Annotated in this window: 30 protein-coding genes and 2 pseudogenes; 14 read left to right on the top strand and 18 right to left on the bottom strand. The window is 70.6% G+C overall.

What is annotated here, in order from left to right:
• The first annotated feature begins 106 nt into the window (after positions 1-106).
• From ACIBJB_RS41220 to ACIBJB_RS41210, 3 genes are all read left to right on the top strand, one after another.
• Entirely contained in the window at positions 107-925 is an 819-nt protein-coding gene (locus ACIBJB_RS41220; protein ID WP_398938993.1) for an SAM-dependent methyltransferase, read from the top strand.
• A gap of 175 nt (positions 926-1,100) precedes the next feature.
• Positions 1,101-1,499, top strand: coding sequence for an FAD-dependent monooxygenase (locus tag ACIBJB_RS41215; RefSeq protein ID WP_398938991.1), 399 nt, complete (start codon positions 1,101-1,103; stop codon positions 1,497-1,499).
• Positions 1,500-1,558: 59 nt separating this feature from the next.
• Positions 1,559-2,665, top strand: a complete 1,107-nt coding sequence (locus ACIBJB_RS41210) for an FAD-dependent monooxygenase (RefSeq protein ID WP_398938989.1) — start codon at positions 1,559-1,561, stop codon at positions 2,663-2,665.
• Positions 2,666-2,716: 51 nt separating this feature from the next.
• On the opposite strand, the pseudogene ACIBJB_RS41205 reads toward ACIBJB_RS41210, so the two are convergent.
• Together ACIBJB_RS41205 and ACIBJB_RS41200 are read right to left on the bottom strand one after the other, a co-directional pair.
• A pseudogene (locus ACIBJB_RS41205) lies at positions 2,717-3,052 on the bottom strand (thioredoxin-disulfide reductase); the annotation flags it as partial.
• A 16-nt stretch (positions 3,053-3,068) separates the two neighbouring features.
• The gene (locus ACIBJB_RS41200) at positions 3,069-3,482 is read right to left on the bottom strand and encodes an arsenate reductase ArsC (protein WP_398938987.1); all 414 of its coding nucleotides are present in this window, start codon (positions 3,480-3,482) and stop codon (positions 3,069-3,071) included.
• A 117-nt stretch (positions 3,483-3,599) separates the two neighbouring features.
• Here ACIBJB_RS41200 and ACIBJB_RS41195 point away from each other — a divergent pair, with 117 nt between their 5' ends.
• Positions 3,600-3,914, top strand: a complete 315-nt coding sequence (locus ACIBJB_RS41195; protein WP_398938985.1) for an ArsR/SmtB family transcription factor — start codon at positions 3,600-3,602, stop codon at positions 3,912-3,914.
• A gap of 37 nt (positions 3,915-3,951) precedes the next feature.
• A complete protein-coding gene (locus ACIBJB_RS41190) occupies positions 3,952-4,734 on the top strand; it encodes an aquaporin (RefSeq protein WP_398938983.1) in 783 nt (260 codons plus the stop codon).
• Between the two features lie 97 nt (positions 4,735-4,831).
• Here ACIBJB_RS41190 and ACIBJB_RS41185 read toward each other — a convergent pair whose 3' ends face one another.
• Positions 4,832-5,209: an ArsR/SmtB family transcription factor gene (locus tag ACIBJB_RS41185; protein WP_398938981.1), complete on the bottom strand. Its 378-nt coding sequence runs from the start codon at positions 5,207-5,209 to the stop codon at positions 4,832-4,834.
• 223 nt (positions 5,210-5,432) lie between these two features.
• Here ACIBJB_RS41185 and ACIBJB_RS41180 point away from each other — a divergent pair, with 223 nt between their 5' ends.
• A complete protein-coding gene (locus ACIBJB_RS41180; protein ID WP_398938979.1) occupies positions 5,433-6,806 on the top strand; it encodes an NAD(P)-binding domain-containing protein in 1,374 nt (457 codons plus the stop codon).
• A 5-nt stretch (positions 6,807-6,811) separates the two neighbouring features.
• Here ACIBJB_RS41180 and ACIBJB_RS41175 read toward each other — a convergent pair whose 3' ends face one another.
• Together ACIBJB_RS41175 and ACIBJB_RS41170 are read right to left on the bottom strand one after the other, a co-directional pair.
• Positions 6,812-7,783 (bottom strand): helix-turn-helix domain-containing protein, encoded by a 972-nt coding sequence (locus tag ACIBJB_RS41175; RefSeq protein WP_398938977.1) that lies wholly within the window; start codon positions 7,781-7,783, stop codon positions 6,812-6,814.
• On the bottom strand, positions 7,780-8,610 hold the full coding sequence (locus ACIBJB_RS41170) for a peptidoglycan-binding protein (protein ID WP_398938975.1): 831 nt from the start codon (positions 8,608-8,610) through the stop codon (positions 7,780-7,782). The genes ACIBJB_RS41175 and ACIBJB_RS41170 overlap by 4 nt, the downstream gene beginning before the upstream one ends.
• A gap of 274 nt (positions 8,611-8,884) precedes the next feature.
• Between ACIBJB_RS41170 and ACIBJB_RS41165 the strand changes: the two genes are divergently transcribed.
• On the top strand, positions 8,885-9,331 hold the full coding sequence (locus ACIBJB_RS41165) for a peptidoglycan-binding protein (protein ID WP_398938973.1): 447 nt from the start codon (positions 8,885-8,887) through the stop codon (positions 9,329-9,331).
• A gap of 160 nt (positions 9,332-9,491) precedes the next feature.
• A complete protein-coding gene (locus tag ACIBJB_RS41160) occupies positions 9,492-11,138 on the top strand; it encodes a peptidoglycan-binding protein (RefSeq protein ID WP_398938971.1) in 1,647 nt (548 codons plus the stop codon).
• Positions 11,139-11,194: 56 nt separating this feature from the next.
• Here the strand turns inward: ACIBJB_RS41160 and ACIBJB_RS41155 are convergent, their stop codons facing one another.
• The 5 genes from ACIBJB_RS41155 to ACIBJB_RS41135 all read right to left on the bottom strand — a co-directional run bounded on the left by ACIBJB_RS41155 (position 11,195) and on the right by ACIBJB_RS41135 (position 15,120).
• Positions 11,195-11,872: a class I SAM-dependent methyltransferase gene (locus ACIBJB_RS41155; RefSeq protein WP_398938969.1), complete on the bottom strand. Its 678-nt coding sequence runs from the start codon at positions 11,870-11,872 to the stop codon at positions 11,195-11,197.
• A 247-nt stretch (positions 11,873-12,119) separates the two neighbouring features.
• Positions 12,120-12,635, bottom strand: coding sequence for a response regulator transcription factor (locus ACIBJB_RS41150; protein WP_398938967.1), 516 nt, complete (start codon positions 12,633-12,635; stop codon positions 12,120-12,122).
• Positions 12,632-12,778 (bottom strand): hypothetical protein, encoded by a 147-nt coding sequence (locus ACIBJB_RS41145; protein ID WP_398938965.1) that lies wholly within the window; start codon positions 12,776-12,778, stop codon positions 12,632-12,634. The genes ACIBJB_RS41150 and ACIBJB_RS41145 overlap by 4 nt, the downstream gene beginning before the upstream one ends.
• A 282-nt stretch (positions 12,779-13,060) precedes the next feature.
• Positions 13,061-13,630, bottom strand: coding sequence for a TetR/AcrR family transcriptional regulator (locus ACIBJB_RS41140; protein ID WP_398938963.1), 570 nt, complete (start codon positions 13,628-13,630; stop codon positions 13,061-13,063).
• Positions 13,631-13,821: 191 nt separating this feature from the next.
• Entirely contained in the window at positions 13,822-15,120 is a 1,299-nt protein-coding gene (locus tag ACIBJB_RS41135; RefSeq protein ID WP_398938960.1) for an SNG1 family protein, read from the bottom strand.
• A gap of 522 nt (positions 15,121-15,642) precedes the next feature.
• On the opposite strand from ACIBJB_RS41135, the gene ACIBJB_RS41130 reads away from it, so the two are divergent.
• Complete coding sequence (locus ACIBJB_RS41130) at positions 15,643-15,891, top strand: hypothetical protein (protein WP_398939011.1); 249 nt, start codon at positions 15,643-15,645, stop codon at positions 15,889-15,891.
• Here ACIBJB_RS41130 and ACIBJB_RS41125 read toward each other — a convergent pair.
• The 3 genes from ACIBJB_RS41125 to ACIBJB_RS41115 all read right to left on the bottom strand — a co-directional run bounded on the left by ACIBJB_RS41125 (position 15,801) and on the right by ACIBJB_RS41115 (position 17,450).
• Positions 15,801-16,022 (bottom strand): SDR family NAD(P)-dependent oxidoreductase, encoded by a 222-nt coding sequence (locus ACIBJB_RS41125; protein ID WP_398938958.1) that lies wholly within the window; start codon positions 16,020-16,022, stop codon positions 15,801-15,803. The two genes, ACIBJB_RS41130 and ACIBJB_RS41125, sit on opposite strands and share 91 nt — an antisense overlap.
• A 65-nt stretch (positions 16,023-16,087) precedes the next feature.
• Positions 16,088-16,603, bottom strand: a complete 516-nt coding sequence (locus ACIBJB_RS41120) for a hypothetical protein (RefSeq protein WP_398938956.1) — start codon at positions 16,601-16,603, stop codon at positions 16,088-16,090.
• Between the two features lie 58 nt (positions 16,604-16,661).
• Positions 16,662-17,450, bottom strand: a complete 789-nt coding sequence (locus ACIBJB_RS41115; protein ID WP_398939010.1) for an ArsR/SmtB family transcription factor — start codon at positions 17,448-17,450, stop codon at positions 16,662-16,664.
• A 164-nt stretch (positions 17,451-17,614) separates the two neighbouring features.
• On the opposite strand from ACIBJB_RS41115, the gene ACIBJB_RS41110 reads away from it, so the two are divergent.
• The 4 genes from ACIBJB_RS41110 to ACIBJB_RS41095 all read left to right on the top strand — a co-directional run bounded on the left by ACIBJB_RS41110 (position 17,615) and on the right by ACIBJB_RS41095 (position 19,903).
• Positions 17,615-18,226 carry a TetR/AcrR family transcriptional regulator gene (locus tag ACIBJB_RS41110; RefSeq protein WP_398938954.1) on the top strand — a complete coding sequence of 204 codons (612 nt, stop codon included), beginning with the start codon at positions 17,615-17,617 and terminating at the stop codon, positions 18,224-18,226.
• 26 nt (positions 18,227-18,252) lie between these two features.
• Entirely contained in the window at positions 18,253-18,525 is a 273-nt protein-coding gene (locus ACIBJB_RS41105) for a DUF6069 family protein (RefSeq protein WP_398938952.1), read from the top strand.
• Positions 18,503-19,039, top strand: a complete 537-nt coding sequence (locus ACIBJB_RS41100) for a TetR/AcrR family transcriptional regulator (protein ID WP_398938950.1) — start codon at positions 18,503-18,505, stop codon at positions 19,037-19,039. Before ACIBJB_RS41105 ends, ACIBJB_RS41100 begins: the two co-directional genes overlap by 23 nt.
• 66 nt (positions 19,040-19,105) lie before the next feature.
• A complete protein-coding gene (locus ACIBJB_RS41095; RefSeq protein ID WP_398938948.1) occupies positions 19,106-19,903 on the top strand; it encodes a MarR family transcriptional regulator in 798 nt (265 codons plus the stop codon).
• Positions 19,904-19,971: 68 nt separating this feature from the next.
• Here the strand turns inward: ACIBJB_RS41095 and ACIBJB_RS41090 are convergent, their stop codons facing one another.
• Positions 19,972-20,829, bottom strand: coding sequence for an inositol monophosphatase family protein (locus ACIBJB_RS41090; protein WP_398938946.1), 858 nt, complete (start codon positions 20,827-20,829; stop codon positions 19,972-19,974).
• Positions 20,830-20,927: 98 nt separating this feature from the next.
• On the opposite strand from ACIBJB_RS41090, the pseudogene ACIBJB_RS41085 reads away from it, so the two are divergent.
• Positions 20,928-21,044, top strand: a pseudogene (locus ACIBJB_RS41085) (IS5/IS1182 family transposase); the annotation flags it as partial.
• 67 nt (positions 21,045-21,111) lie between these two features.
• On the opposite strand, the gene ACIBJB_RS41080 reads toward ACIBJB_RS41085, so the two are convergent.
• The 4 genes from ACIBJB_RS41080 to ACIBJB_RS41065 form a co-directional block, all read right to left on the bottom strand.
• A complete protein-coding gene (locus ACIBJB_RS41080; RefSeq protein WP_398938944.1) occupies positions 21,112-21,777 on the bottom strand; it encodes a dihydrofolate reductase family protein in 666 nt (221 codons plus the stop codon).
• Positions 21,777-22,313, bottom strand: coding sequence for an SRPBCC family protein (locus ACIBJB_RS41075; protein ID WP_398938942.1), 537 nt, complete (start codon positions 22,311-22,313; stop codon positions 21,777-21,779). The genes ACIBJB_RS41080 and ACIBJB_RS41075 overlap by 1 nt, the downstream gene beginning before the upstream one ends.
• Entirely contained in the window at positions 22,297-22,659 is a 363-nt protein-coding gene (locus ACIBJB_RS41070) for an ArsR/SmtB family transcription factor (protein ID WP_398938940.1), read from the bottom strand. Before ACIBJB_RS41070 ends, ACIBJB_RS41075 begins: the two co-directional genes overlap by 17 nt.
• 183 nt (positions 22,660-22,842) lie before the next feature.
• On the bottom strand, positions 22,843-24,039 hold the full coding sequence (locus ACIBJB_RS41065) for an NAD(P)/FAD-dependent oxidoreductase (RefSeq protein WP_398938938.1): 1,197 nt from the start codon (positions 24,037-24,039) through the stop codon (positions 22,843-22,845).
• Between the last annotated feature and the right edge of the window lie 30 nt (positions 24,040-24,069).

Below are 24,069 nucleotides of genomic sequence, written 5' to 3'. Positions count from 1 at the left end.
CCGAAGGGATCCTCCCACCCGCATTCCATCAGCGGTTCGCGTCCTGAACGGGCCGGGCGTCCCAAAACCATGGTCACCGGGCGGCGTTGCGGGGAAAATGGCCGTCATGACGTACGAAGGCTCCCCCATCGACCCGTCCAAGCCCAGCATCGCCCGCGTGTACGACTACCTGCTGGGCGGCAAGGACAACTACGCCGTGGACCGGGAAATCGGCGACGTGTTCAAACGTGACCTGCCCGGCTCGGTGGCCATCGCCTTCGCCAACCGCACAGCCCTGACGCGCGCGGTCGGGGAGATCGTGAAAACCACCGGGATCCGGCAGTTCATCGATCTCGGCAGCGGCCTGCCGACCGCCGACAACGTCCACCAGGTCGCACAACGCCACGCACCCGAGGCCCGCGTCGTCTACGTCGACATCGACCCTCAAGTCCTCGTCCACGGCCGGGCGCTGCTGGAGAAGGACGAGCGGACCCGGGTCGTCGCGGTCGACGTCCGCAATCCCGAAGGCATCCGCACCCACCCCGACACCCTCGACCTGATCGACTTCACTCGCCCCGTCGCCGTCATCTTCAGCGCGATCCTCCACCACGTCAACGACGACGAGGACCCGGCCGCCATCGTCCGCTACTGGCGCGACCATGTGCCCTCCGGAAGCCACTTCTTCATCAGCCACTTCCGCTCCGGCAACAACTCGGAGACACGGGAAGCCGAGAAGGTGCTCCAGCAGACGTTCGGCCGCGGCCGGTGGCGCACCGACGCGGAGATCGCCGCCCTCCTCGACGGCCTGGAAATCCTCGACCCCGGAATCGTCCCCGCACCCCTGTGGCGCCCCGACCAGACCGAAACCCCCTGGAACAACAGCGGGGAGCGGCAACTCACGGTCTGGGAACACCTCATCGCCGCCGCTCTCGCCCGCAAACCCTGACCACCGCGCAGGGCACGGCGCCTCCTGTCCGGGCCGAATGCCGCCCGGCCGTCGACCCTGACGTGTGATCTGCGCGCTCCACGGCGGAAGACGAGGCTCGGGCGGCGGCGCTCGGCGAGGACGAGCCCGCAGGCCCGCCCGTTTTTTCGAGCCGTTCGAGCACTACCGTGGATCCATGACGGCGCCCCTGGACGTGCTGATGGTCGGTGCGGGGCCCACCGGGCTCGCGCTCGCCGCACAGCTGCGTACGTACGGCGCGTCGTTCCGGATCGTCGACCGGTCTCTCGACCGGGTCCACGAGTCGCGCGCACTGGGTGTCCAGCCGCGCACCCTGGAAGCGCTCGCCGAGTTCGGGGTGACGGATGAGCTGGTCACACGCGGCAACCCCGCGATGCACCTGAGCATGCATCTGCCGCGACGAGTGGTGCGGCTGCCGTTGTTCGACATCGGGCTGACCGACACGGCGTATCCCTTCCTGCTGTTCCTCTCACAGGCGGAGACGGAGAGCATCCTCGCTGAGCATCTCGCCAGGGAGGGCGTGGACGTCGAGCGGGGCACGGAGCTGGCCGGCTGAAGCGCGAGGGGCCGGCCGTCACCTGCCGGCTTGGGCGCGGCGACGGCGGTGAGGAGACCGTGGACGCACGGTACGTCGTGGGCTGCGACGGGGCGCACAGCACCGTCCGCACCCAGGCGGGCATCGGCTTCGAGGGGCACGCCTATCCGCAGACGTTCCTGCTCGCCGACCTGGAGGTCGACGGCCTGGACCCGGGGGCCGTGCACACGTACATGACCGGACCCGGGATGCTGTTCTTCTTCCCGCTCGGCTCGCCGGCGACCTGGCGGATGCTCGCGATGCGTCCGCCGGGTGCCCCGGACACCGAGGTGAAGCTCGGATTCCTGCAGAGGATCACCGATGTGTACGCCCCCGACGGGCTGGTCCTGCGGGACCCGGTCTGGATGACCGACTTCCGGCTCCACAACCGCGGGGCCGACCTCCCCCAGTCTCGACTTCGCTCGACCGGGGGCACCCCCATCCGTTCGGGCCCCTTCTTCCTCGCCGGCGACGCGGCCCACATCCACAGTCCGGCCGGCGCCCAGGGCATGAACACCGGCATCCAGGACGCCCTCAACCTGGGCTGGAAACTCGCCCTCGTCTGCCAGGGCAGGGCGCCGGCGGAGCTTCTGGACACATACGAGACCGAGCGCGCCCCGGTCGGCCGCAGTGTGCTGCGCTTCACCGACCGCGCCTTCACGATCGGCACCAGCCGCCACCCGCTCATCCGCTTCGCCCGCGCCCGACTGGCCCCGCGTCTGGCCCCGTTGGCGCTGCGCGCGACAGGACCGCGCGGGCGGGTCTTCCGTACGGTCTCCGAACTGGGCATCCACTACCGACGAAGCCCCGCCTCCACCGCGGGCTCCCGGCCACCGAGGAAGGGGCCGCGAGCGGGCGACCGGCTGCCCGACCTGCCGCGCGGGCTACAGACGCGGAGCGCGGGGCCGGGCTGGCACCTGCTGCTGTCCGGACCGCCCGCACTGTGGCCCGCCGAACGCCTGGCCTCGGTCCTGCGCGGACGGGCGGATCTGATCACCGTGCACCGGCTTGGTGGTGAGAGCCCGTGGCCGGACGCGGTCCAGGGGCTCGTACGGCCTGACGGCTATCTCGGCTACGTCGCGCACGGTGCAGACCTCGAAGGGCTCCGGGCTTATCTGGAGCGTTGGCTGCACGCACAGCACGATTGAGGTGCTGTATCCCAGACATGCGCGGCGCTCAGGTCGATGACGTCTCGACTTTGAGAGCACGTCCTCGCCGGGCAGGCCCAGCTTGCAGTGCTGTGAGCCGGTCGCCACGAGGTCGGCCTCGACATGTCGTCGGGGACGAGCTCGGCCGCCCAAGCGCTCGGCCCGGGCCCGCATGTTGTCGCTCAGGCCCGGGCCCATGATGCCGCCGCGAAAGCCGGGGAAGTTCTCCACCTGGTCGTCTGCACCTGCGCGCCACCGGCCGTCACCGCGCCCTCGAAGACCTGCGGCTTCAGCGAGGCGCGGGCCGTGTGCAGGGCGGGCGGCGGTGCAGCCCGCGGGGTCGGAGCCGATGACGATGACGTTGCGTGTGTCCGTGGCGGTGCTCACGTGTCCGTGGCGGTGCTCACGCCCGGGGCTGCGGCGCGATCTCCTTGATCAGGCCCTCGACCAGCACCTTGATCTCGTCCCGGATCGGGCGGACGGCCTCGACGCCCTGGCCGGCCGGATCCTCCAGCTGCCAGTCCAGGTACCGCTTGCCGGGAAAGACCGGGCAGGTGTCACCGCAGCCCATCGTGATGCAGACGTCCGACTTCTTCACCGCGTCCACGGTGAGCATCTTCGGGACCTCGGCGGAGATGTCGATGCCGACCTCGGCCATGGCCTCGACGGCGGCCGGGTTGACGCCTGCGCCCGGGTTGGAGCCCGCGGAACGGACCTCGACACGGTCCCCGGCCAGGTGGGTCAGCCACGCGGCGGCCATCTGGGAACGGCCGGCGTTGTGGACACAGACGAACAGCACGGACGGCTTGTCGGACATCAGGAGGTCTCTCTTGATCTCGCGCCTGTCAGGCGACATCCGTCAGGCGGCAGCGGAGGGCACGCACACATCAGCACCCGATGGTGTCAGTCACCACTGATGTGACAGTATCAGCGCATGCTGACGTCAGTCGACACTGATCTGATGCGGGTCCTGGCGGACCCGCTCCGCCTCCGGATCGTCACCCTGCTCGCCAAGGAGACGCTCTGCAGCACGCACCTGATCGAGGAGACGGGGGCCAGACAGACCAACCTCTCCAACCATCTGAAGGTGCTGCGCGAGGCCGGGGTCGTGGAGACGGAGCCCTGCGGCCGGTTCACCTACTACCGGCTCAGGCCCGACGTCATCGCCGCGCTCGCCGGTCGGTTCGCCGACCTCGCGGAGACCGCGCGCGCCACGGCCGAGAACAACATCAAGCGGTCCTGCCCCTGATCCCCGCCCCTGCGGCGAACTGCACCGAGGAGTCCTGTTGACCGCCACCGAGGTCGCCGAGCACGACAGAGCCGGGGAGTCCGCCACAGCTCCCGGCGCCGAGCCGCGGCCCGCGCCGGGCGCCACCCCGCCGCGTAACCCACTGGTCGCCCGCGCCGCCGCCGAACTCGTCGGCACGGCGCTGCTGGTGGCGGTCGTGGTCGGCTCCGGCATCCAGGCCACCGAACTGACCAAGGACGTCGGCCTGCAACTGCTGGCCAACTCCACGGCCACCGTCTTCGGCCTCGGCATCCTGATCCTTCTGCTCGGCCCGGTCTCCGGCGCGCACTTCAACCCGGTCGTCACCCTGGCCGAGTGGTGGACGGCGCGACGCGGAGGCGCCGGGGTGACCCTGCGGGAGGCCGCGGTGTACGTGCCCGCGCAGATCGTCGGCGCGATCGCGGGCGCCATCCTGGCGGACGCGATGTTCGGCAGGCCGCTGGTGGAGTGGTCCACGCACGACCGCTCGGCGGGGCACCTGCTACTGGGCGAGGTCGTCGCCACGGCCGGCCTGATCCTGCTGATCTTCGGCCTGGCCCGCACCGACCAGCTGCGCTTCGCACCCGTGGCCGTCGCCTCGTACATCGGCGCGGCCTACTGGTTCACCTCGTCGACGTCGTTCGCCAACCCGGCGGTGTCCATCGGCCGCGCGTTCACCGACACCTTCGCGGGCATCGCGCCGGGTTCGCTCCTGGGCTTCATCGGCATGCAAGTAGTGGGTGGTGTGGTCGGGCTGGCGCTGGTGGCCCTCATCTTCATGCGCGGACGACCGGTCGAGTGACCAACCGGACGCAGGTGGTGGTGATCGGCGGCGGCGAGTCGGGGCTCGCGACCGACTGGCACCTTGGCCCCGACACCGACGGGGCACAGTACTTCAGTCAGGCCACAGCCGACGCGTTGCTCAGCAGCTGTCCCATCGCGGCCAGCACGGACGGCTCGACGCGGTAGTAGACCCAGGTCCCGCGCCGCTCGGAGGTGAGCAGCCCGGCCTCCCTGAGCTTCTTCAGGTGGTGGGAGACGGTCGGCTGGGAGACGCCGACATCGGAGATGTCGCAGACGCACGCCTCGCCGCCCGCGTGGGAGGCGACCGCGGAGAACAGCCGCAGCCGCACAGGGTCGCCGAGCGCCTTGAACATCCGCGCGGCCACCTCGGCCTCCTCCGCGCTGAACGGTCGTTCAGTCAGCGGCGGGCAGCACGGCGCCACGGCCTGGCTGTCGGCGGGCTCTGTCAGCGGCAGCACCTTGGCATTCGACATACGTCTATGTTGACACACATCGAACCAACCGGGCTGGGCCCAGCATCGCCGGCCTCGCCGGTGAGCAAGGTGCCGGGGAGTGATCTCCCGGGCGGCGAGCTGTGTCGGGGGCGAGAACAGTGGCTCACAGATTCGATGAATGTCTATGTTGACGCTTATCGAATCAGGTGCGATGCTGGCCGCGCAAGCCATCGACAGATGTCGAAACACCGAGGAGCCGACCGTGAACGCGCCTGCCACCACCGAGCTGCCCGTCGTCGTGATCGGCGCCGGTCCCACCGGGCTCGCTGCCGCCGCCCACCTGGTCGACCGCGGCCTCACCCCGCTGGTCCTGGAGGCCGGCCCGGTCGCCGCAGCGGCGGTGCGCGAGTGGGCGCACGTGCGGCTGTTCTCCACCTGGGGCGAGGTCACCGACCCGGCTGCCGAAAAGCTGCTGGCGCCCACCGGCTGGGTAAAGCCGGATGCTGCCACCTACCCCTCGGGCGGGGACTGGGCCGAGAAGTACCTGCAGCCGCTCGCCGACGCCCTCGGCGAGCAGGTGCGCTTCGGCGTCACCGTCACCGGCGTCTCCCGCGCGGGCCGGGACCGGATCGTGGACGCCGACCGCGATGCCCAGCCGTTCGTCGTTCACGTCGCCCACGCGGACGGCCGTGAGGAGCGGCTGTTCGCCCGCGCGGTGGTCGACGCCTCCGGCACCTGGACCACCCCCGGCCCGGCGGGCGCCAGCGGTCTTCCGGCCCTCGGTGAGAAGGCCGCGTCCGACCGGATCAGCTACCGCGTGCCGGACCTCAGGGACCCGGCTGTCCGCGCTCGGTACGCGGGCAAGCGCACCGCGGTCATCGGCTCCGGCGCCTCCGCCTTCACCGCCCTCGCGTACCTCGCCGACCTCGCCACGTCCGACGACGGCATCGACACCAAGTCCGTGTGGATCCTGCGCCGTGGCATCTCCGGCTCCACCTTCGGCGGCGGCACCGCCGACCAGCTGCCCGCCCGCGGCACCCTCGGCCTCGCCGCCAAAGCCGCCGTCGACGACGGCCACGCCGACGCGGTCACCGGCTTCCGCACCGACGCCATCGAGCGCGACGCCGAGGGCCGCCCGGTGCTCGTCGGCGAGGACGGTCGCCGCCTGGATCCGGTCGACGAGGTCATCGTCCTCACCGGCTTCCGCCCTGACCTCTCCTTCCTCTCCGAGGTGCGCCTCGGCCTCGATGAGCGCCTCCAGGCCCCGACCGCGCTGGCCCCGCTCATCGACCCCAACCAGCATTCGTGCGGCACGGTCTACCCGCACGGCGTGAACGAGCTCTCCCACCCGGAGAAGGACGTCTACCTGGTGGGCATGAAGTCCTACGGCCGCGCCCCCACGTTCCTCGCGATGACCGGCTACGAGCAGGTCCGCTCCATCGCCGCCGCCATCGCCGGAGACCACGCGGCCGCCGAACGCGTCGAGCTGACCCTCCCGGAGACCGGAGTCTGCGGCGGGGCGGGCCTCTTCGACGACCCCGAGGCCGCGCAGGACGCCGAATCCGGCGGCTGCTGCGCGGCCCCCGCCACCCTTCAGATCGGCATCGGCGCCCCGGCCACCTCCAGCGGTTGCTGAACTCCTCACCCACCGAAGGGAGTTCGTCGTGCCCCGCGCGCGGCTCGGCCCGGGACGTCCGCAGACGGTGGCCCTCCCCGGCCCAGGACCTTGAAGCATTCCTGCTCGCCGCCGGCCGCAGGGCTGAAGCAGGCCTGCACGGGCGTTGCGGGGCCGACCACGCTCATGAGGGTGTGGACGTAGGCGTCCGCCTCCTTGCGGGTGGTGACCCGGGCGCTGTGAAGGAAACCGTGCCGGCCTCCCACCCGCATCTCGACGCGGTCCTTCACGACGGCGCCCCACATCCGGGCCCAAATCGTCCCGCACTCCTGGCTGTAGCGGATCTGGACAAAGGCACCGGTGGCGGTCTCGTGCTCGGCCAGGGTCAGCGGCTCAGCAGCGCATCGCGTCGCGATCGGGTCCTTGTTCTCACAGGCCGTGTGCCTGCAGAGCGCCCCGGTGGCCGCGGCAGGCGTGGGCGACGGTGCCGCCTCCTCGCGGTGCGTGGGGGGAAGGTGGGTGAGAACGAGCGCCCCGAGAACGACGGCACAGGTCGACACCAGCGCGGTGACGATGTTCGCGCGCCGGTGGCCGGTCGGGCCGGTGCGCAGGTGGTCGGTGCCGCTCGGAGCTGTCTCTCCGGTGGCGGTGTCGGGTGGTGGAACAGTGGCGAAACCCGGCATCGGTGTGTCCGTTCCGATGGCCGTGCGCTGTCGAACCGCTGTCCCCCGTGCCGGCCCGGCGTCTCCCGCCCGGTCCGTGCGGGCGATGTCCAGGAGTGCCAGCGGATGGTCGGCGGGTTCGTCGGCGAGACGGCACAGCTCCTTGACCGCGCTGCGCGGTGGCAGGCTCTTGCCGTTGAGGTAGCGCTCCCAGGACGACTTGCTGTAGGTGGTCGCGTGCGCGAGCTGCGCGAGGCTCAGTCCGGTGCGCTGCCGCACCTGCTGGAGCACGGCGGCCAGGCGGGCGCCGGGCGGTGAGGGTGCGTCGGCAGTCATCCGCGCAACGCCTTCCATGAGTGCGGCCCCAGCATGCCGTCGACGGTCAGGCCCGCGCGACCCTGGAACGTCTTGACCGCCCGCAGCGTCAGCGGGCCGAACATGCCGTCGATGCCGCCGGGCGAGATTCCTGCCCGGCGCAGCAGACACTGCGCCTCGGCGACGTCGGGACCGGTGGCGCCGTAGTCGATCTCGGTGTTGCGTCCCTGGTTGATGCCCGCCGACCAGAGGCCGTCGACCCGTGCGACGCGGCATGTGTAGGAGGGCGGTGGGGAGGCCTCGGTGGTGCGCGGCGAAGCGGTGACGGCCGCCCGGCCGACTTCGTCGTCAAGGCGCAGCATGAGCAGCAGCGCCGCCGAGAGGGCTACGGCCAGGGCGGCGATGCCTGCTGTGAGAGCGAGGTGCGGGAAGCGGCCGGGGGCCGGTTCGGTGGCACGGGGTGGCGTGTGTGCGGTCGCTGCGGCTGGTGGCCCGGGATGCGGGGTCGTCGGACCGGCCGGCTGCTCCTGTTTCCGCTCGCGCTGCTCGTCCTGCTGCCCTGCGGCGGGCCTTGCCCGGCGGTCGTCCCGGCAGTCGACGGCGATCTCGTGCAGCGCGAGCAGGGGGACGGGGTCGGTGCCGGTGATCCGGGCCAGTGCCTCCACCGCCTCCCGCGGTGGCAGCGACGTGCCTCCCAGGTAGCGCTCCCACGACTTGGCGCTGTAGCCGGTCTTGACCGCGAGCTGTCGCATCGTCAGTTCGCTGTGCTCCTTCAGCCGGCGTAAGCGCATCGCCAACTGCCGGGCGCTGGGGTCGAGTTCCGCGGGCAGCGTCCTGGAGCGCGGCATGTTTCCCCTAAAGCGGTCATCAGCATGGTCGTGTGCGTGAAAGCGGTCCCCTCCGCTCCTGCGCATTCTGCATGAGCACGCCACATCTGTCACAGGTGTCCCACATCAACGTCCCACGGGCTGCTGTCGTCGCAGGTCAGCAGGGTGGTCGTCCCATAAGACCGCCACCTGGGCCGCAACCGTGGCCCCCGTGCCCGGGCTCCATGCACCTTGGTCTCGCCACCTGGACCGCTCGGCGTGACAGGTGCCGACCCCACAAACGAAAGAGGAACACATGCGACCGAACGCTCTGGCCAGGACCATCGCCGGCGTCATCGCCGTTGTCGGCCTCGCCGCCGGCAGCGTGGCGACCGCGGGCACCAGCTTCGCGGGGACCACGAGCACCGCGGGGACGGCAGCGGTCGCCCAGCCCGCCGCCGTGGCCGCGACGCAGAACTTCGGTCTGACCACGGCCGAGGCCAAGAACGTCCAGGACTTCCTCGCCGACTACTGGGGCTACACCGGCGCCATCGACGGTCAGCTGGGCACCAACAGCTGGAAGGCCTTCCAGCGCTGCCTCGCCACGTACTGGGGCTACACGGGTGACATCGACGGGGACCCGGGCCCCAACACCATCAAGGCGCTGCAGCGTCTGCTGAAGGACTCCTACGGCTACACGGGCGCCATCGACGGCATCGCCGGTTCGGGCACGCGGGCGGCGTTCAAGCGCTTCGCCGCCTGACCGGTACGACCCGCCCGACGGCAACGACCTGCCCGTCCGGGCTGATCGCCGAGTGACCGGCCGCGGCCCGTCCTTGCCCCGCAAGGACGGGCCGCGGGTGTGTGTCCCCGCTCCCCCACCCCCACCCCACGCTCGTCTCGAGAAGGAGAACCTCGCCGCCATGGGAAGACCCGCATTCGTCGTTCGCGCCGAAGACCAAAACCCACCGCATCGGGCCGCGCACCGCACCCGGCCAGGCTGGCGGATCCGCGTAGGGACACTCGCCGCCACCGCGGCGATGGTCTCGGCCGGCATCGTGCTCGGGGCCGGACCGGCGTCCGCGGCGCCGGCCCCCGTCAGGCTGACGTCCACGTCCTGCCCCAACGAGATCGTGCAGGGCCAGGCCAGCGGCTGTGTCACCGAGCTGCAGAACCTGCTCAACGCGCACGGCGCCGGTCTGGTGGTGGACGGCCAGTTCGGGTCGGCCACGCTCTACGCGGTCCGTGAGTACCAGGCCGCCACCGCCATCGCCGTGGACGGACGGGTGGGCCCCGCGACCAAGAGCAAGCTGTACGCGACCGGCGGCTCGGCGCCCGCCCCCGTCAACCTCAACTCTTCCTCCTGCCCCGCGAACATCGTGCAGGGCGCCAAGGGCGGATGCGTCACCGAGCTCCAGCGGCTGCTCATCCATCACGGCTACACGCTCGACGTGGACGGCGACTTCGGCGCCGGGACCGCGAGCGCCGTCCGCAGCTTCCAGTCCGCCCACGGTCTCACGGTCGACGGCCAAGTCGGCACGAACACCAAGCGAGCGCTGTACGACACCGACGAGTCACCCTCGACGGGCCTGGACCTGAGGTCGGCGTCCTGCCCGGCGAACATCGTGGAGGGGCAGAGCGGCGGTTGCGTCGCCACGCTCCAGTCCCTGCTGAACGGCAAGGGGCAGAGCCTCGCCGTCGACGGCAGCTTCGGCCCGCAGACCCTGGCGGCCGTGAAGGCGTTCCAGTCCGCGAGCGGCCTCGGTGTCGACGGCCAGGTCGGCCCGAACACCAAGGCCGCCCTGTACTCGAACATCGGCGGTGGCGGCGGCAACGGCGCGCCCGCGCCGATCAACCTGAACTCCGCCTCCTGCCCGAACGAGGTCGTGCAGGGCCAGCGCAGCGGCTGTGTCACCGAGTTGCAGAGCCTGCTCAACCACCACGGTGCCGATCTCGCCGTCGACGGCGACTTCGGTCCGCTCACCGACAGTGCCGTCAGGGACTTCCAGGCCGAGAAGGGTCTCTCGGTCGACGGCCAGGTGGGGCCGAACACGAAGGCCGCCCTGTACGGTGCGGTCACCCCGCCGTCGTCGCCCCCGCCCGGCGGCGGGTACGCCAAGATCCTCGACGTGGCGGCGGCCGAGGCGGGCACGGTCGAGGGCAGCGCCCGCGCGAACAGCTACGGCTCGGCTGTGGGGCTTTCGCTGTCCACCAACAACTACGCCTGGTGCGCGACCTTCGTGAGCTGGGTGGCCAAGCAGACCGGAGCCAGCTCCTACCGCAACACCTACGTCTCGGGCTGGGTCAAGCAGGCCCGGGCCGGCAACTACCACCTGTCGGTGACCACCAACCCGCAGCCGGGTGACATCGTGGCCTTCGACTGGGACGGCGGAAGCGACTTCACCGGTGGCCACGAGCACATAGGCATCGTGCGGACGGCGCCCACAGGGTCGTCCTTCACCACCGTCGAGGGCAACACGAGCAACCCCAACGGGGGCAACGACGGCGTCTACGTCAAGTCCCGCTCCACGAACAGCGGTTACGACGTGGTCTTCATCCGGGTCCGCTGAGCCGAACTGCCGGGGTCCTCGGCGACCTTCCCGGGACTCCGGCACCGGCGAACAGCTCAGCCCTGCCACATACCTCGGCGGGCCAGCAGGACCGAGTCCTCGGCCTCGACCGGCCCACTGTCCCGCTTGAGCGTCCGGGTGCGCTGCTCCACGACGACGGGCTCGAAGTCGTCCGGCAGCCCGGGGAGGAGTTCCGCGGCCAGGAACATCGCCTTGCGGTGGCTCTCGGAGAGTTGCGTGAACTCGTGGGACGGCGCGTGCCCGACCACCAGGAGCAACCCGCCCGGGGCGACGGCCGCGGCGAGCCGGCGGGTCACCTCGACCATGCCGCCGTCGGGGGCGTGCAGATAGTGGCTGGTGACCAGGTCGTACGAGCGGTCGCCGGCATCGAAGGTCCGGGCGTCCACCTGCCACCAGTCGACACGGTCGGCCACGCCGGCCTGCACGGCGTGGCGGGAGGCGCGGGCCAGGCCCTCGGCCGAGAAGTCGGCGCCGGTCACGCGCCAGCCCTGACCGGCCAGCCAGACGACGTCCCCTCCTTCACCGCATCCGGCGTCCAGCGCCGTGCCAGGGGTGAGGTCGCCGGCAGTGGCGACGAGCTGTGGATTGGGCTCGCCGCTCCAGAACCGCTCCTGCCCCGCGTACCGCTCGTCCCAACCCGCCGGCTCGAACATCGCGGCGGCCGCCTGCTCGTCGGGCTCGCCGCTTCGGCCGTGCTCGTGGTGACCTGACACCGGATGCCTCCTGTTGCTCGTGATGCTGTGCCGCGTAGCCCCGCTGATCACCCATCCCCCACCGGCGTGCAGGGCGCGTTGTCGATGGTGCTCGGCCCCGCGCCGATGCGCACACAAACTTGCCGGACCGGCAAACGGCACGGTTCCTGGGCTGATCCGACGGGACTGCTGGCCGACAGGACCATCACCGACCCACATGGCCGTCCCAGCGCGAACGAGCGACGCCCGAGCAGCTTCGCGATCGCGGTCACGGTGTTCTCCGGGTGGGTGAGCAGGTCGCGGCATGTCTTACCTGCTCGGGCGTCATGGCCGGCGGTCGTCCGAGGCGGGTGAACTCCGCGAGGGCGGCGAAGACGTGGAAGACCAGCCGCCCGCCCGGCCGGACACGATTGCGATGAGGTCCTGGGCCGGCTCGGCCATCGATCAGGCGGCGGGTGACGCTCGGCGCGATGAGGGCGTCGCCGGCCACGATGCGGGTCGCGCTGAGGACGTCGTCCAGCGCCATGTCCTTGACCAGGAATCCGCTAGCCCCCGCCCGGAGCGCGGCGTGGACGTTGCTGTCGTCGTCGAAGGTGGTGAGCATGAGTACGCCCGGCGCCGGCGCGTTGGCGGTGATCACCCGGGTGGCCTCCCTGCCGTCCATGCCGGGCATCCGGATGTCCAGCCCGACAACGTCGGGCCGAAGTTCCGGGACTGTCCGCACTGCCTCCGTGCCGGTTCCGGACAGGGGCTGGTCGTCGGCGAGGACGATGCGGACGGTCATCCCGACAGCCTGGCTGTCACCCGGAAGCCGCCCTCGGGGCGCGACCCGGCGCTGAACTCGCCGCCAGTGATTCCGTAGCCGGTGCTGTCGGTCGTAGCATCGGGCGGCGCGCCGGTGCCGTCGTCGACGACCTCGATGGCCACACCTTGGCGGTGCGGTAGTCGACGTTCACCTGGCAGTGGCGGGTGTTTGCGTGGCGGACCACGCTGGTCAATGACTCCTGGATGATCCGGAATGGCGATTGGTCCGTCTCGGGTGGCAGCGGACGTTTCGTGCCCTGCCGGCGCACCTTTACGTGGAGTCCGGCCGTGGCGGTGGCCGCCCCGCGCGGGACCGGCGTCCGCCTCACCGTCGGCGGGGTGTTCGCACCCAGTCGGCAGAAGGCGATGACCAGACGGGCCGGTCCTGCTCGAGGACCGGGCGCGTCAGCGCACGCCCGCCGTGTCGAGCAGGGTCGTCACCGTGGGTGCGATCAGCCCGGTCAGGTTGTCGGCCTGGATTCCCGCGCGGGCGCTGGCGCCGTCGAAGACCAGGATGAGCTGGCGGGCCAGCAGGTCGGGATCACTCGCACCGCCCTGCTCGGCCTCGGAACGGAAAAACCCGGTCAGATTCGCCTTGATCCGATGGGCCACCCGGCTCGCGGGGTGAGTCTGATTCTTGAGCTCGATCTGCACCGCCAGATACCGGCAGCCCCGGAACTCGGGGAGACTCGCCTGCGACTCCACCCGCTTGAACACGTGCATGATCCGCTCGCGGGGTGAACGGCCGTCGTCCGCCGGCGGCAGGAGCGCGGCCACGAAGTCAGCGGCGCGTTCCTCCAGGCTCGCGGCCAGCAGTTCGTCCTTGCTCTCGAACAGCTGGTACATGGAGCGCTTGGATACCCCAGCCGCCTTGCACAGCGCCTCGACGCCGATGCCGATGCCGTCTCGGTAGGTGAGCGTGGCCGCTGCCTCCAGCAGCCGCTCTCTGGGACTTGGCTTCACTTTGGTGGTCATACCGCGAGGTTAACTCGAATCGGACGAAATAGAAACCGATCGGTTTCCCAGGGGTGGCAGGGAGGCGTCAGGCGCCGTGCGGACACCTGAAGACCCCTCGGAGGCTCGGCACGGTCCCGGGGAAGAGGCCGTGCCGAGCCGTGGCGCGCTGAGGCAAATGGCCCCGTCCAGGGTGAGCTGCGTCGGTTCCGCTACGCCGGGGCCGCCATCTCCTCGGGCTCCGCTTCGGCGGGGATGCGGTGCAGCCCCTTGCGGTCGTACCAGCCCAGCACGCCGAAGCCGAACAGGGCGGCCGCCACGAGGCCGACGGCCATCATCAGCCAGCCCCGGGTCAGGCCGGCGTCGGCCTGGGCGTCGTAGTAGAGGATCGAGCGGATGCCGCCGGTGATCTGCCGCAGCGGCTCGAACTCCGCCAGGAAACGGTAGAAGCCGGGCAGCGCCTGAAGCGGCGTGGTGGCGTTGGCCGTCGGCACCGCCATCCCGATGAAGACCAGGGTGACCACCAGCATGCCCGGCGTGCCGAACACGGCGAGCAGAGTGAGGGCACCGATCCCGGTGACGGCGATGGCGCACACCGAGTACAGCCACAGCAGCGGCAGATGGGAGGCGTCCATGCCCATGAGGCCGACCGCGCCCGCCATGACCAGCGTGCCCATCAGCAGGGACAGACCGGCCATGAGAGTTGCGGCGACGGCGAGGGTCTGCACCCGCGTCGCCCGGATCAGGGGGCGGTGCAGGCGCAGCGGGCCCATGTCGTTGTGGGTGTATCCCAGGGCGTGGTCCACCTGGCCGCTGATGACGTTGGCGGAGAGCATGCCGCAGACCACCAGGACGAGCGCGTAGTAGAACGCCGTCAGGCCCAGGCCGCTGTGCGAGTCCAGCGGATGGCCGTCCTTGACCGTGACGGCGGCCGGGTCGGCGAGCAGGACGCGTGCCGCGGCGGGCAACTTCGTCTGTCGGGCCCCGCCCTGCGCGTGGAGTTCCTTGCCCACCTGGAGCGAGGCGTTCTCGGCCGCCTGTGTTGTTGCCGTACGGGCCAGGCCGGAGCCCACGCTGCCGGCGGACTGGTTGGTCAGCACCGTCAGCGTCGGGCGGGCCGGGGTCCCGGCGGTCGCGGCGCCGGTCAGCGCGACGGTGGAGGAGGTGAAGTCGGCGGGGATGACGAGCGCGCCGTACAGCTTGCCCTGGCCGAGTTCCTCCTTCATCTCCTTCTCGCCCATCACCTTCCAGTCGATCTTGCCTGCGCTCGCGTCGGACTTCTCGATCGACTTGGAGATCTGAGCCCCCAGGTTGACCTGCTTGCCACCAACAGCGGCCCCCTTGTCGGCGTTGACCAGGCCGACGGGCAGATTCTTCATGTGGTCGACGGGATCGATGTTGGCGCCGACGTAGAACACGGTGAACAGCAGCGCGAGGACGCCCGTGATCACGCCGTTGGCGATCCACAGGGGTTTGGCGCGCAGTACGCGGAAGGGAGGAATCCCACTCATGATTTGTCACTCCGGTCTCGGTCAACACACTCGCATCCGGAGACGGCCGGACAGCTTCATTGCGGAGCGGCGACCCTCGGAACGTTCGATCTCGGCACCCACGGCCGCGCCGCGGAACCGGAGGTGCGGATTCAGCGCCCTCCGGGACTGCGACTGATGAAGCCGCTCGGTTTCGGGTCATGGTAAACCGATCGGTTTCCGAAATTCAAACCGAGGCGCTGCCCACAGGCGCGGACGTCTGCTGACGGTCGTTCGCACGAGCCTGACCGGCCCGGCGTCGATCGGCAGACGGACCAGGAACAGCCGCCCCTTGCCGTAGCCCTCCAAGCCGTCGGCCATCGGCTTGAACCCAGGTCCTCGACCGTCGGCACCGAGAGCGATGCCGTCGGAGCCGGTCTCGTAGTACGTGGGCTCACCGCCCGCGGGGCGGACAATGAAGGGCTCGCCCTCGATGACCGGGGAAGGAACCGCTCGTCCGGGAGCGCCGAGGGGTCCCCGGTCAGTCGCCGCCAGGAGCGGCCGGTGGCGAGGTCGACCACGATGATGCCGTTGGCGCCGCCCAAGTCGGTGATGAAGGCCATGCCCTCGACGCCGCGCCCCAGGTCGAAGCGCACGTCGTTGGGCGACGATCGCCTTGGCGACCACGGCGGGGTCGTCGCCGGCCTTGATCGCCTCCGCCATCAGGCGGGCGAAGACGTGCCGCTGATCGGCGTAGGTCTGCAGGGGCTTGTTCGGCTTCGCGCCGTTGGCGTTGACCGGGTGTTGGTGTAGGCGGGTTCGACGAGAAGCGACCGGACGCCGTACTCCCGGACCTCCTGGTCCAGGGACTCGGAGTAGCCCTCGATCGCGTGCTTGGACGCGCCGTAGACGGCCGTGTAGGGCGCGGGGATGAACCCCTGCACCGACGGGTTGATGATGCGCCCCGCGCTTCTGGGCGCGCACGTGCGGCAGGCTCGCTATGACCTGGTCACCGCGTGGCCTCGGCGTCGGCCCGTTCGGGGAGCAGGGCGAGGAGCTGTTTCGTGTGGCCGGGAAGTTCTGCCTCCGCCAGGCCGGTGACGATGTCGCGCAGCGGCATGGGCTGATCGACCAGGAGGGTGTCGTGGGACAGGAGCCGTGCGGGCACGGAGTGACTGAGCTCGGCGTCGCTGAGTGCCGCACCACCGGCGAGTGCGCACAGGGCGGCTGCCTGGCCGCTGATGCGGTCCCGGAGCCCCGCGCTGCCGCCGGCGTGCGCGATGGTTTGCTCGATGGTCCAGGCGTCGAGGGCGATCCTGTTGTCGTACGTCGTGTTGGCCCCCGCTGCGATACCTGCGACGGTGGCGATGGTGGTGGCGCTGATGAGAGAGACGTGCGCAAGGATCTGCTCGACGTTCCACTCACCCTCTGGCGGGGCGGGGTTGGGGTCGTCGGCGTCGGCCACGGTAGCGGCTGCTTCGAGCAGTGCGCGGTAAGCGTCCTGGAGTGAGGCAGTGTCCAGCATGTCTTGCACCTCTCTGTGCGGGCGTATGCGTCATGGAGAGGAGGCGGAGAGTCGCGGCTCAGGTGTGGGCGCGGGACATCTCCCAGGGCGCCTGCGGCAGGACCTCGCCGGTCTCCAGCATCGACTTGAGGTTCGCCAGAACGGCCGGCCAGCCGGCCGAGATGCCGCCCAGCATCTCCTGGTTGGGGAGGTTCTCGTGGGTCACGGTGAGGCGGACGATGTCCTGATGCGGTTCGACGAGAAAGGTGACGACCGACGGCTCTCCCGGCGATTCGGCATCGGGGGCGTCGTCAAAGGTGATGACCAGCCGGGTCGGCGGCTCGGTCTCCAGGACGCGGCCCACCACGTCGATCTTGCCTGACCCGTCGGCTCGCCGGTGTTCCCAGGCCGAGCCCGGCTGCCAGTCGGAGACGTTGGCGTGTCCCCAGTAGCGCGCCGTCAGGTCGGCGTCGGTCAGGGCGTGCCACACCTGCTCCGCACTGGCGCGGATGTAGGTGACGTATACGTAGTCCGGCACCGGTGTGGGTGCGTTGGTCATGGCGTACTCCTCTGCCTGGTGCTTGATGGCGCTGATCGCTTGCAGGCGGGGTTTGTCGAAGCCGGAGATCCAGCGCTCCTCGATCTCGTGGATCGGGGCGGGGTTGAGGTAGTGCAGCCGTTCCCGGCCGCGCCGCACGACGGTGACAAGGTTGGCCCGCACGAGGATGTCCAGGTGCTGCGTCGCCGACTGGCGCGCCATGCCAAGGCGCTCGCAGAGTTCCCGCAGGGTCTGCCCGTTGTGCTCGCGCAGCCGGTCGAGCAGGAGCCGCCGAGTGGGATCGGCCAGCGCCTTGAACACCGAGTCCATCGCTATTGCTTCGAGGCTCACACTCAACATTATGCAGGCATTTCCCTGCCTAATGTCAAGGGTGGGCGCACACGAGACGAGGTCCGGGCCAGGCAAGGGGAAGTCGAGCGGAGTGAGTCCTCACTCATTGACGGAGTGAGGACTCACTCCGTAGTCTCATCGTCATGACAGCAGCCAAGGAGAACCAGACCAGCCGCCGCCGGGCCCCCGCCATGTCGCCGGAGCAGCGGCGCGCAATGATCATCCAGACCGCGATCCCGTTGATCGCCGAGTACGGCGCCGCGGTGACGACCGCGAAGATCGCCCGCGCTGCAGGCATCGGCGAGGGAACGATCTTCCGGGTCTTCGCCGACAAGGACGAGCTCCTGCACGCCTGCATGGCCGAGGCGCTCTCCCCCGAGCACGCGGTCCGCGAACTCGACGCGATCGACGTGTCCCAGCCGCTGTCCGACCGGCTCACGGAGGCGGCCGAGGCACTGGCGGCGCACCTGGCCAGGATGGGCGCTGTCGCCGGCTCGCTGGGGCACGGGGGCGGCAAGCACCCCGGTACGGTGCGCGGCGCGGGCCGCACCGAGTCGACGACCCGTATTCGCGCGGCCCTCGCGGAGCTGCTGGAGCCCGACAGGCCGGCCCTGCGTCGGCCGCCGGAGCAGGTCGCGGCCCTCTTCTTCGGGCTGCTCTTCACCCAGCCGCGTACGGATGACGAGCCCGACCTGACCCCGCAGGAGCTCGTGGACGTCTTCCTGCACGGGGCGCTCTCGTCGGGCGCCAAGTGAGCGTGCGGAGAAGGCGCCTGGGGGTTGTGACACTGGCCGTCCTGGCCCCCGTTCTGGTGTGGCTGGTCGCGGACCCACTGCTGGGGCACCGGCTGCGGAACGCCGACGGCGAGCAGACGCTCGACATCGGCGGCGTGCCCGTGGGCGTCGTCGCACTGCTCGCATCGCTTTCCGGCTGGGGACTGCTGGCCGCCCTGGAGCGGTGGGGGGTGCGGCGTGCCCGCGCCATCCTGGACCGGGGTGGCCGGCGCCGTACTGGTCATTTGGTGAGGTCCCGTGGTCCGCTCAGACGCCCGTGAGAACAGAGCGCGCATCCTCGCTGCCGCCCGCGAAGCGCTCGCAGCGGACGGCAGCACGTCGATGAACCAGATCGCCCAGCGGGCCGGAGTGGGCGCGGGCACCCTGTACCGCAACTTCCCCACCCGCGAGGCGCTGGTCCTGGCCGTCTACCAGGACGAGGTGGCCCGCATCACCGGCACCGTGCCCGACCTGCTGGAGCGGATGCCGCCGCTGGAAGCGCTCCGCCACTGGACGACCGACCTGGTCGAGGCCATGCGCAGAAAGCACGGCCTCGGCGACGCCCTTGGCCCGGGCGCGCACCAGGCGATCAGCGAGCAGAGCTACGGTCCGGTCATCGCCGCGATCACCGAGCTCCTCGACGCCGGCAAGAAGGACGGAAGCATCCGCGAGGACGCCGACCCCGGTGACTTCCTCCAGCTCACCGGCGCACTCTGGCGGGCCGCGGCCGGCCCCGAGGACCGCGCTCCCCGCATGCTCGCGCTCATCCTCGACGGGCTTCGCGCGCACCGATAGACGCCGCACACCCTTTGTGCGGGTGGCCGGCGCGCGCCATACGACCGAGAGGACGGTGGCGTCATCGTGCAACCCACTGCGGGTCTGGCGTTCGAAACGTTCGATCAAGATGCCGTCGAGCTGGCCGCGCTCGGCCACCGCACCTACTGGGACGGCTACTTCGCCAGCCGCGCCGCGCCGCTGGGACGAGTGCCGGGGCAGGTCGTGCACGCGGCCTTCTACAACTTCGCCGACGGGGAAGCCGCGCGGCACATCCCGAGCGCGTGGGAGACAATCCCGCTCGAGGCGTCCGTCGCCGCACGGGAGCGGGGCAGCGCGGCCTCTCTACGGCGGATCCTCGGCGAAGAACTGGCCGACTCCCCCGGCCTGGTGCGCGCCGCCGACCTCACCACCAAAGCCGCGACGAACGCGCCCACTGAAGGTCGGGTGATGTACGCCGGGATGCGCACCCTTCCCTTACCGAGCGACCCGGTCGCCCGACTGTGGCATTCCGCGACCATGTTGCGTGAGCACCGCGGTGACGGGCACATCGCCGCTCTCGTCGGCGCACGCATCGGCGGCACGGAGGCCCACGTGCTCGACGCGCTGGCGAAGGGCATCGACCCGCCGGAGTCGTTCGGGCGCATCCATCACCTGCCGAAGGAGCAGCTGGCCGCAGTCATGGACGGCCTGCGCGAGCGCGGGCTCGTGGACATCGAGGGCCGGTTCACCGACGCCGGCCGCGAGACCAAGCAGCGCATCGAAGCCCTTACCGACGAGCTCGCCGCCCCGCCGTACGACGCTCTGTCTCCCGCCGAACTCGACGAGCTGGTCGCCGAGCTCGAACCCATCACCGCGACGCTGGTGGCCGCGGGGTCGCAGTGACGGGCAGCGACTGACGAGCCGAAGGCGGCGACGGCGCGCGAGGCAACGCATTGGAGGGCAGAGGCCGCTCAGTCGGCGGCGCCTGCGATGTCCAAGAGCTGCTGGTGGAGTCCGGAGCGGGCGAACAGTGCGGCCCCGGTGTCGGTCCGGTACTGGCCGGTGAGGTCGCTGAAAGTACCGCCGGCCTCTTGGACGATGGGGATCAAAGGGGCGATGTCCCAGGGACCGGCGCCCAGGAGGAGGAAGGCATCCAGCTGACCGGCTGCGACCAGGAGGGCGCCGTGACAGGTGCCGGATCCGGCGGACGGTTTGCGGGGTGCCGGCGCGGTGGGATCCGCTGCAGTCCAGTCGAGCCGCGGTCGGACCCGCAAGACACCTCTTGCCAGTTTCGCGGCCACGATGCGTTCCTGCTGGTTCAGTCTGGACGGGGGCGGCCAGATACCGACGGCTGCGTTCTGGGCACTTCCGCCTTCGGTGAGGACCAGCCGGTGCGCCGATTGGGCCGGCTCGGTGGGGCATGGCCCTGTCCAGGAGCCCGAGTCCGGCCTGGCCCACCACCGGCGGCCCAGAGCAGGGGCGGAGACCATGCCCAGGGTGACGCGGCCGTCCTCCTCGACAGCGATCAGTGTGCTCCACTCCGGTTCGCCGGCGAGGAAGCTCGCGGTGCCGTCGATGGCGTCGATGATCCAGCGCCGTCCGCCGTGACCTTGGGCGCCGAACTCCTCGCCGAGGAACGCGTCGTCGGGGTACTCATGGCGGATCAAGGAGCGAAGGACGATTTCGATCTCCCGGTCAGCGTCAGTTACCGGGCTCCCGTCGCTCTTTGTCCGGGCTCCGATGGTGGCAGTCGAGAAGTAGCTTCGCGCAATGGCATCCGCCTGGTCGGCAAGGCGGTGGGCAAGTTCCAGGTCTGCCGGGTTCGTCACGAGACTGCTCTTCCCACCGTGGACCGCTGTTGAAGCTCCGGACAGCGTGCAGGCGCGGTGCGCTCGCGTCGCGAGGGCTCCGACGGAGCCGACCGGGCCGACCGGGCCGACCGTGGAGCCTGCCGCTGGGCAACCGAGCCCTGCTGGTCACGGCCTACTGGCGTACGAACTTGGCATTGCGCCAGCCTTGCCCCGTTGTCGGCATCCAGAAGTCGCCGCGGACCGATCAGTCTTCACCTCCTATCCGCGGCTGGCGCTCCGCGCCGGACCCGACCGACGACGCTAGCGTTTGCCGACGGCGTAGGTCAGGTGGGTCACCCGGGGCGATGCGTCGGTCCGAGTCTGGTCGAGGGCCAGGCGGTCGGGGTCCACACGGTCGAACAGGCGGATGCCGGTGCCGAACAGCACGGGCGCGAGCGTGACCGAGAACTCGTCGATCAGTCCGCTGGCCAGGTACTCCTGAATCGTCTCGGCGCCGCCGGCGATGCGCACGTCGCGGTCGCCGGCTGCCTCGCGGGCCTGTTCGAGGGCGCTCTCGATGCCGTCGTTGACGAAGTGGAAGGTGGTGCCGCCCGGCCGCTCCCACGGGTCGCGCCTGGTGTGGGTGACGACGAACACCGGGGTGTGGAACGGCGCCTCCTCCGGCCATGCCAGTTCGCCGGCGTCGAACATGTGCTTCCCCATGACGCTCGCGCCGGTGCGTTCGTACGTCGCCCGTGCGATGTCGTTGTCGAGCCCTTCCTCGCCACCCTCGCCGAGCTTGAGGTTCTCCCGGAACCACCGCTGCGGGAACGCCCACGCCTGCAGTTCCGCCCACTTCGACATCCAGCGCCTGACGCTCGGGTCGTCCTGCTTCCCGGGCGAGAAGACGTCCTCGACGGGCACGGCCTCGGGTGCCATGAAGCCGTCGAGCGACATCGTCACGCTGAAGAACACCTTCCCGGCCATCAGGTATCCGTTCCCTTCGGGACGGTCTCGTTGCGGCCGGTGTCGTTCCGGGTGAGTTCGGCGACATAGGCCGCCAGGTTGCTCAGCGTCTGCTCGCCGCCCTCGACCGCGTGGTACTTCTCCACCGCCTCGTCGCGGAGTTCCTTGGTGGGGAACACCGTGCGCATCACGATCCGGGTGTCGTCGCCGGCCGGTTCGAAGGCCAGGACCGACTCGAAGGCGTTGGGATCGTCGCGGGACTCGCCGTGCAGCAGCGCGATCCGCTCCGGCGGGACGATCTCCCGCCAGGTGATCCACTCCTGGTAGTCGGTCCCGTCCGGGCCGTGCATCACGAAGTCCCAGGCCCCGCCGACGCGGAACTCGAAGGACCTCGTCGTGGTGGTGAACCCGTCCGGTCCCCACCATCTCGTCAGGTGTCGGACCTGCGTGAACGCCTCGAACACCAGCTCCCGTGGGGCACTGATGGCCCGGGAGATCACGATCTCGCGGTCCGCGGTCGTGTGGTCGGGCCCAGCGCCGCTACTGGTCGTCGTCATCCGTCGGTTCCTCCTGCCGTGCCTGTTTGAGACCTCGGACGTACTCGTCCAGCCGGTCGAAGCTCTCGCTCCAGAACCGCTCGAAGCCGCCCACCCACTCGTGCACCGGCCGCAGCCCGCGGGCGTCCAGGCCGTACAGCCGCTGCTTGCCCGCGCCGCGGACCCGCACGAGCCCGACCTCCCGGAGGACCCGCAGGTGCTTGGACGCCTGCGGCTGGGTCATCCCCAGATCCCGCGCCAGGTCGGTCACCGGGCGCTCGCCGCTCCGCAGCAGCAGCAGGATCTCTCGCCGCTGCGGTTCGGCGATCGCGTTGAACGCGTCCGAGGTCGTCGCCGCTCGTGCCATGACGTCATCATATGCCTGTATCGGCATGCGTCAACGCTCCGCAGCCCGGCCACATCACGGGGAGTGCGGTGTGACGACGGCGGGCTGGGACTGTCAGCCACGTGGAAGACCGCTGCAAGGTCCGTCACCATCGCCGCGGAAGACCGGCACCCGCGGCCTCCGTGTCACACACAAGGGCGTGCCTCACGCCGACACCCGTGCCACCCCTTCGGGCGCCGCCTGGCCGACCGTCACCCGTCGCCGCCGTACCGGAATGCCCATCGTCGGGTTGGCGACGCTCCAGGCCGCGCCCTTGCAGACCAACTCCTTGTAGCGGGCCGCGAAGCGGCCGGTCAGGGCGTGGTCCACGGAGCGGTCGTCCGCGGTGACGAACTGGATCAGGCCCTCCTTGCGGCCGAGAGAAATGCACTGGTTGAAGTAGCGCAGCGGGGCGTTCGGCAGCTTGCCGCCGGTCAGGCGAGCGGCGATGGAGTCGGCGGCCTGCCAGGCCATGGGGGTGCCGGAGGCGCAGGACATGCGCAGCGGCTTGCCGCCGGCGCCCAGGGCGTGGCCGGCGTCGCCGATCGCGTACACATCCGGGTGCGAGACCGAGCGCATCGTCGCGTCGACCACGATGCGGCCGGTGTCCGCGAGTTCGAGGCTGGTGGCCGCGGCCAGCGGGTGCACCGTGAAGCCCGTGGTCCAGACGGTGACGGCGGCCGGGAGGGTCCGGCCGTCCGCGGTCGTGACCTGGTCCGCCTCGACCGCGGTCACCGCGGCGTTCTCGTACACCGTGATGCCGAGCCTGTCGATGACGTTGCGCAGGTGCGCGCGGCCCTTCGAGGAGAGCCAGTCGCCCAGTCCGGCGCGCGTGACGAGCGTGATGTCGAGGTCCGGGCGGGCCTCGGCCACCTCCGTCGAGAACTCCAGGCCGGTCAGGCCGCCGCCCACGACGAGGACCGTCTCGCCCTCGGCGAGCCGGCTCAGACGCTCGCGCAGCCGGAGCGCGCCCGGGCGGCTCGCGATCTGGTGGGCGTGCTCGGCGACGCCGGGAACGCCGTTGTCGTTGCCGCCGCTGCCGAGGGCGTAGACGAGGGTGTCGTACGGCAGTTCCGCCGCCCCCTCGGCGCTCTGCACCGCGACCGTCTTGCGGTCCACGTCGATCGACGTGACCTTCGCGAGCTTCACCTCGACTCCCGTGCCCGCGAACATCTCGCGCAACGGGCGCGGCTTCAGCTCCTGGCCCACGGCCAGCTGGTGCATCCGGACCCGCTCGACGAAGTCGGGCTCTGCGTTGACGAGGGTGATGGCGACGTCCTCACGACGCAGCCGCTTGGCGAGTCGGCCTGCCGCGATCGCTCCGGAGTAGCCGGCGCCGAGGACGATGATCCGGTGCTGCATTTTCCTGCTCCTGTCTGCGCGGGTCCGGTG

This window comes from Streptomyces sp. NPDC050759 (genome assembly GCF_044456945.1).
Taxonomy (GTDB): domain Bacteria; phylum Actinomycetota; class Actinomycetes; order Streptomycetales; family Streptomycetaceae; genus Streptomyces.
Note: the sequence above shows the minus strand (reverse complement) of the source record. Positions and strands in the feature narration are given on the sequence as shown.

Coding starts and splice junctions, on each gene's coding strand:
- ACIBJB_RS41220 (WP_398938993.1), top strand. CDS start 107: ATGACGTACGAAGGCTCCCCCATCGACCCGTCCAAGCCCAGCATCGCC.
- ACIBJB_RS41215 (WP_398938991.1), top strand. CDS start 1,101: ATGACGGCGCCCCTGGACGTGCTGATGGTCGGTGCGGGGCCCACCGGG.
- ACIBJB_RS41200 (WP_398938987.1), bottom strand. CDS start 3,482: ATGTCCGACAAGCCGTCCGTGCTGTTCGTCTGTGTCCACAACGCCGGC.
- ACIBJB_RS41195 (WP_398938985.1), top strand. CDS start 3,600: ATGCTGACGTCAGTCGACACTGATCTGATGCGGGTCCTGGCGGACCCG.
- ACIBJB_RS41185 (WP_398938981.1), bottom strand. CDS start 5,209: ATGTCGAATGCCAAGGTGCTGCCGCTGACAGAGCCCGCCGACAGCCAG.
- ACIBJB_RS41175 (WP_398938977.1), bottom strand. CDS start 7,783: ATGACTGCCGACGCACCCTCACCGCCCGGCGCCCGCCTGGCCGCCGTG.
- ACIBJB_RS41170 (WP_398938975.1), bottom strand. CDS start 8,610: ATGCCGCGCTCCAGGACGCTGCCCGCGGAACTCGACCCCAGCGCCCGG.
- ACIBJB_RS41165 (WP_398938973.1), top strand. CDS start 8,885: ATGCGACCGAACGCTCTGGCCAGGACCATCGCCGGCGTCATCGCCGTT.
- ACIBJB_RS41160 (WP_398938971.1), top strand. CDS start 9,492: ATGGGAAGACCCGCATTCGTCGTTCGCGCCGAAGACCAAAACCCACCG.
- ACIBJB_RS41150 (WP_398938967.1), bottom strand. CDS start 12,635: ATGACCGTCCGCATCGTCCTCGCCGACGACCAGCCCCTGTCCGGAACC.
- ACIBJB_RS41140 (WP_398938963.1), bottom strand. CDS start 13,630: ATGACCACCAAAGTGAAGCCAAGTCCCAGAGAGCGGCTGCTGGAGGCA.
- ACIBJB_RS41135 (WP_398938960.1), bottom strand. CDS start 15,120: ATGAGTGGGATTCCTCCCTTCCGCGTACTGCGCGCCAAACCCCTGTGG.
- ACIBJB_RS41120 (WP_398938956.1), bottom strand. CDS start 16,603: ATGCTGGACACTGCCTCACTCCAGGACGCTTACCGCGCACTGCTCGAA.
- ACIBJB_RS41115 (WP_398939010.1), bottom strand. CDS start 17,450: ATGGACTCGGTGTTCAAGGCGCTGGCCGATCCCACTCGGCGGCTCCTG.
- ACIBJB_RS41110 (WP_398938954.1), top strand. CDS start 17,615: ATGACAGCAGCCAAGGAGAACCAGACCAGCCGCCGCCGGGCCCCCGCC.
- ACIBJB_RS41080 (WP_398938944.1), bottom strand. CDS start 21,777: ATGGCCGGGAAGGTGTTCTTCAGCGTGACGATGTCGCTCGACGGCTTC.
- ACIBJB_RS41075 (WP_398938942.1), bottom strand. CDS start 22,313: ATGACGACGACCAGTAGCGGCGCTGGGCCCGACCACACGACCGCGGAC.
- ACIBJB_RS41070 (WP_398938940.1), bottom strand. CDS start 22,659: ATGGCACGAGCGGCGACGACCTCGGACGCGTTCAACGCGATCGCCGAA.
- ACIBJB_RS41065 (WP_398938938.1), bottom strand. CDS start 24,039: ATGCAGCACCGGATCATCGTCCTCGGCGCCGGCTACTCCGGAGCGATC.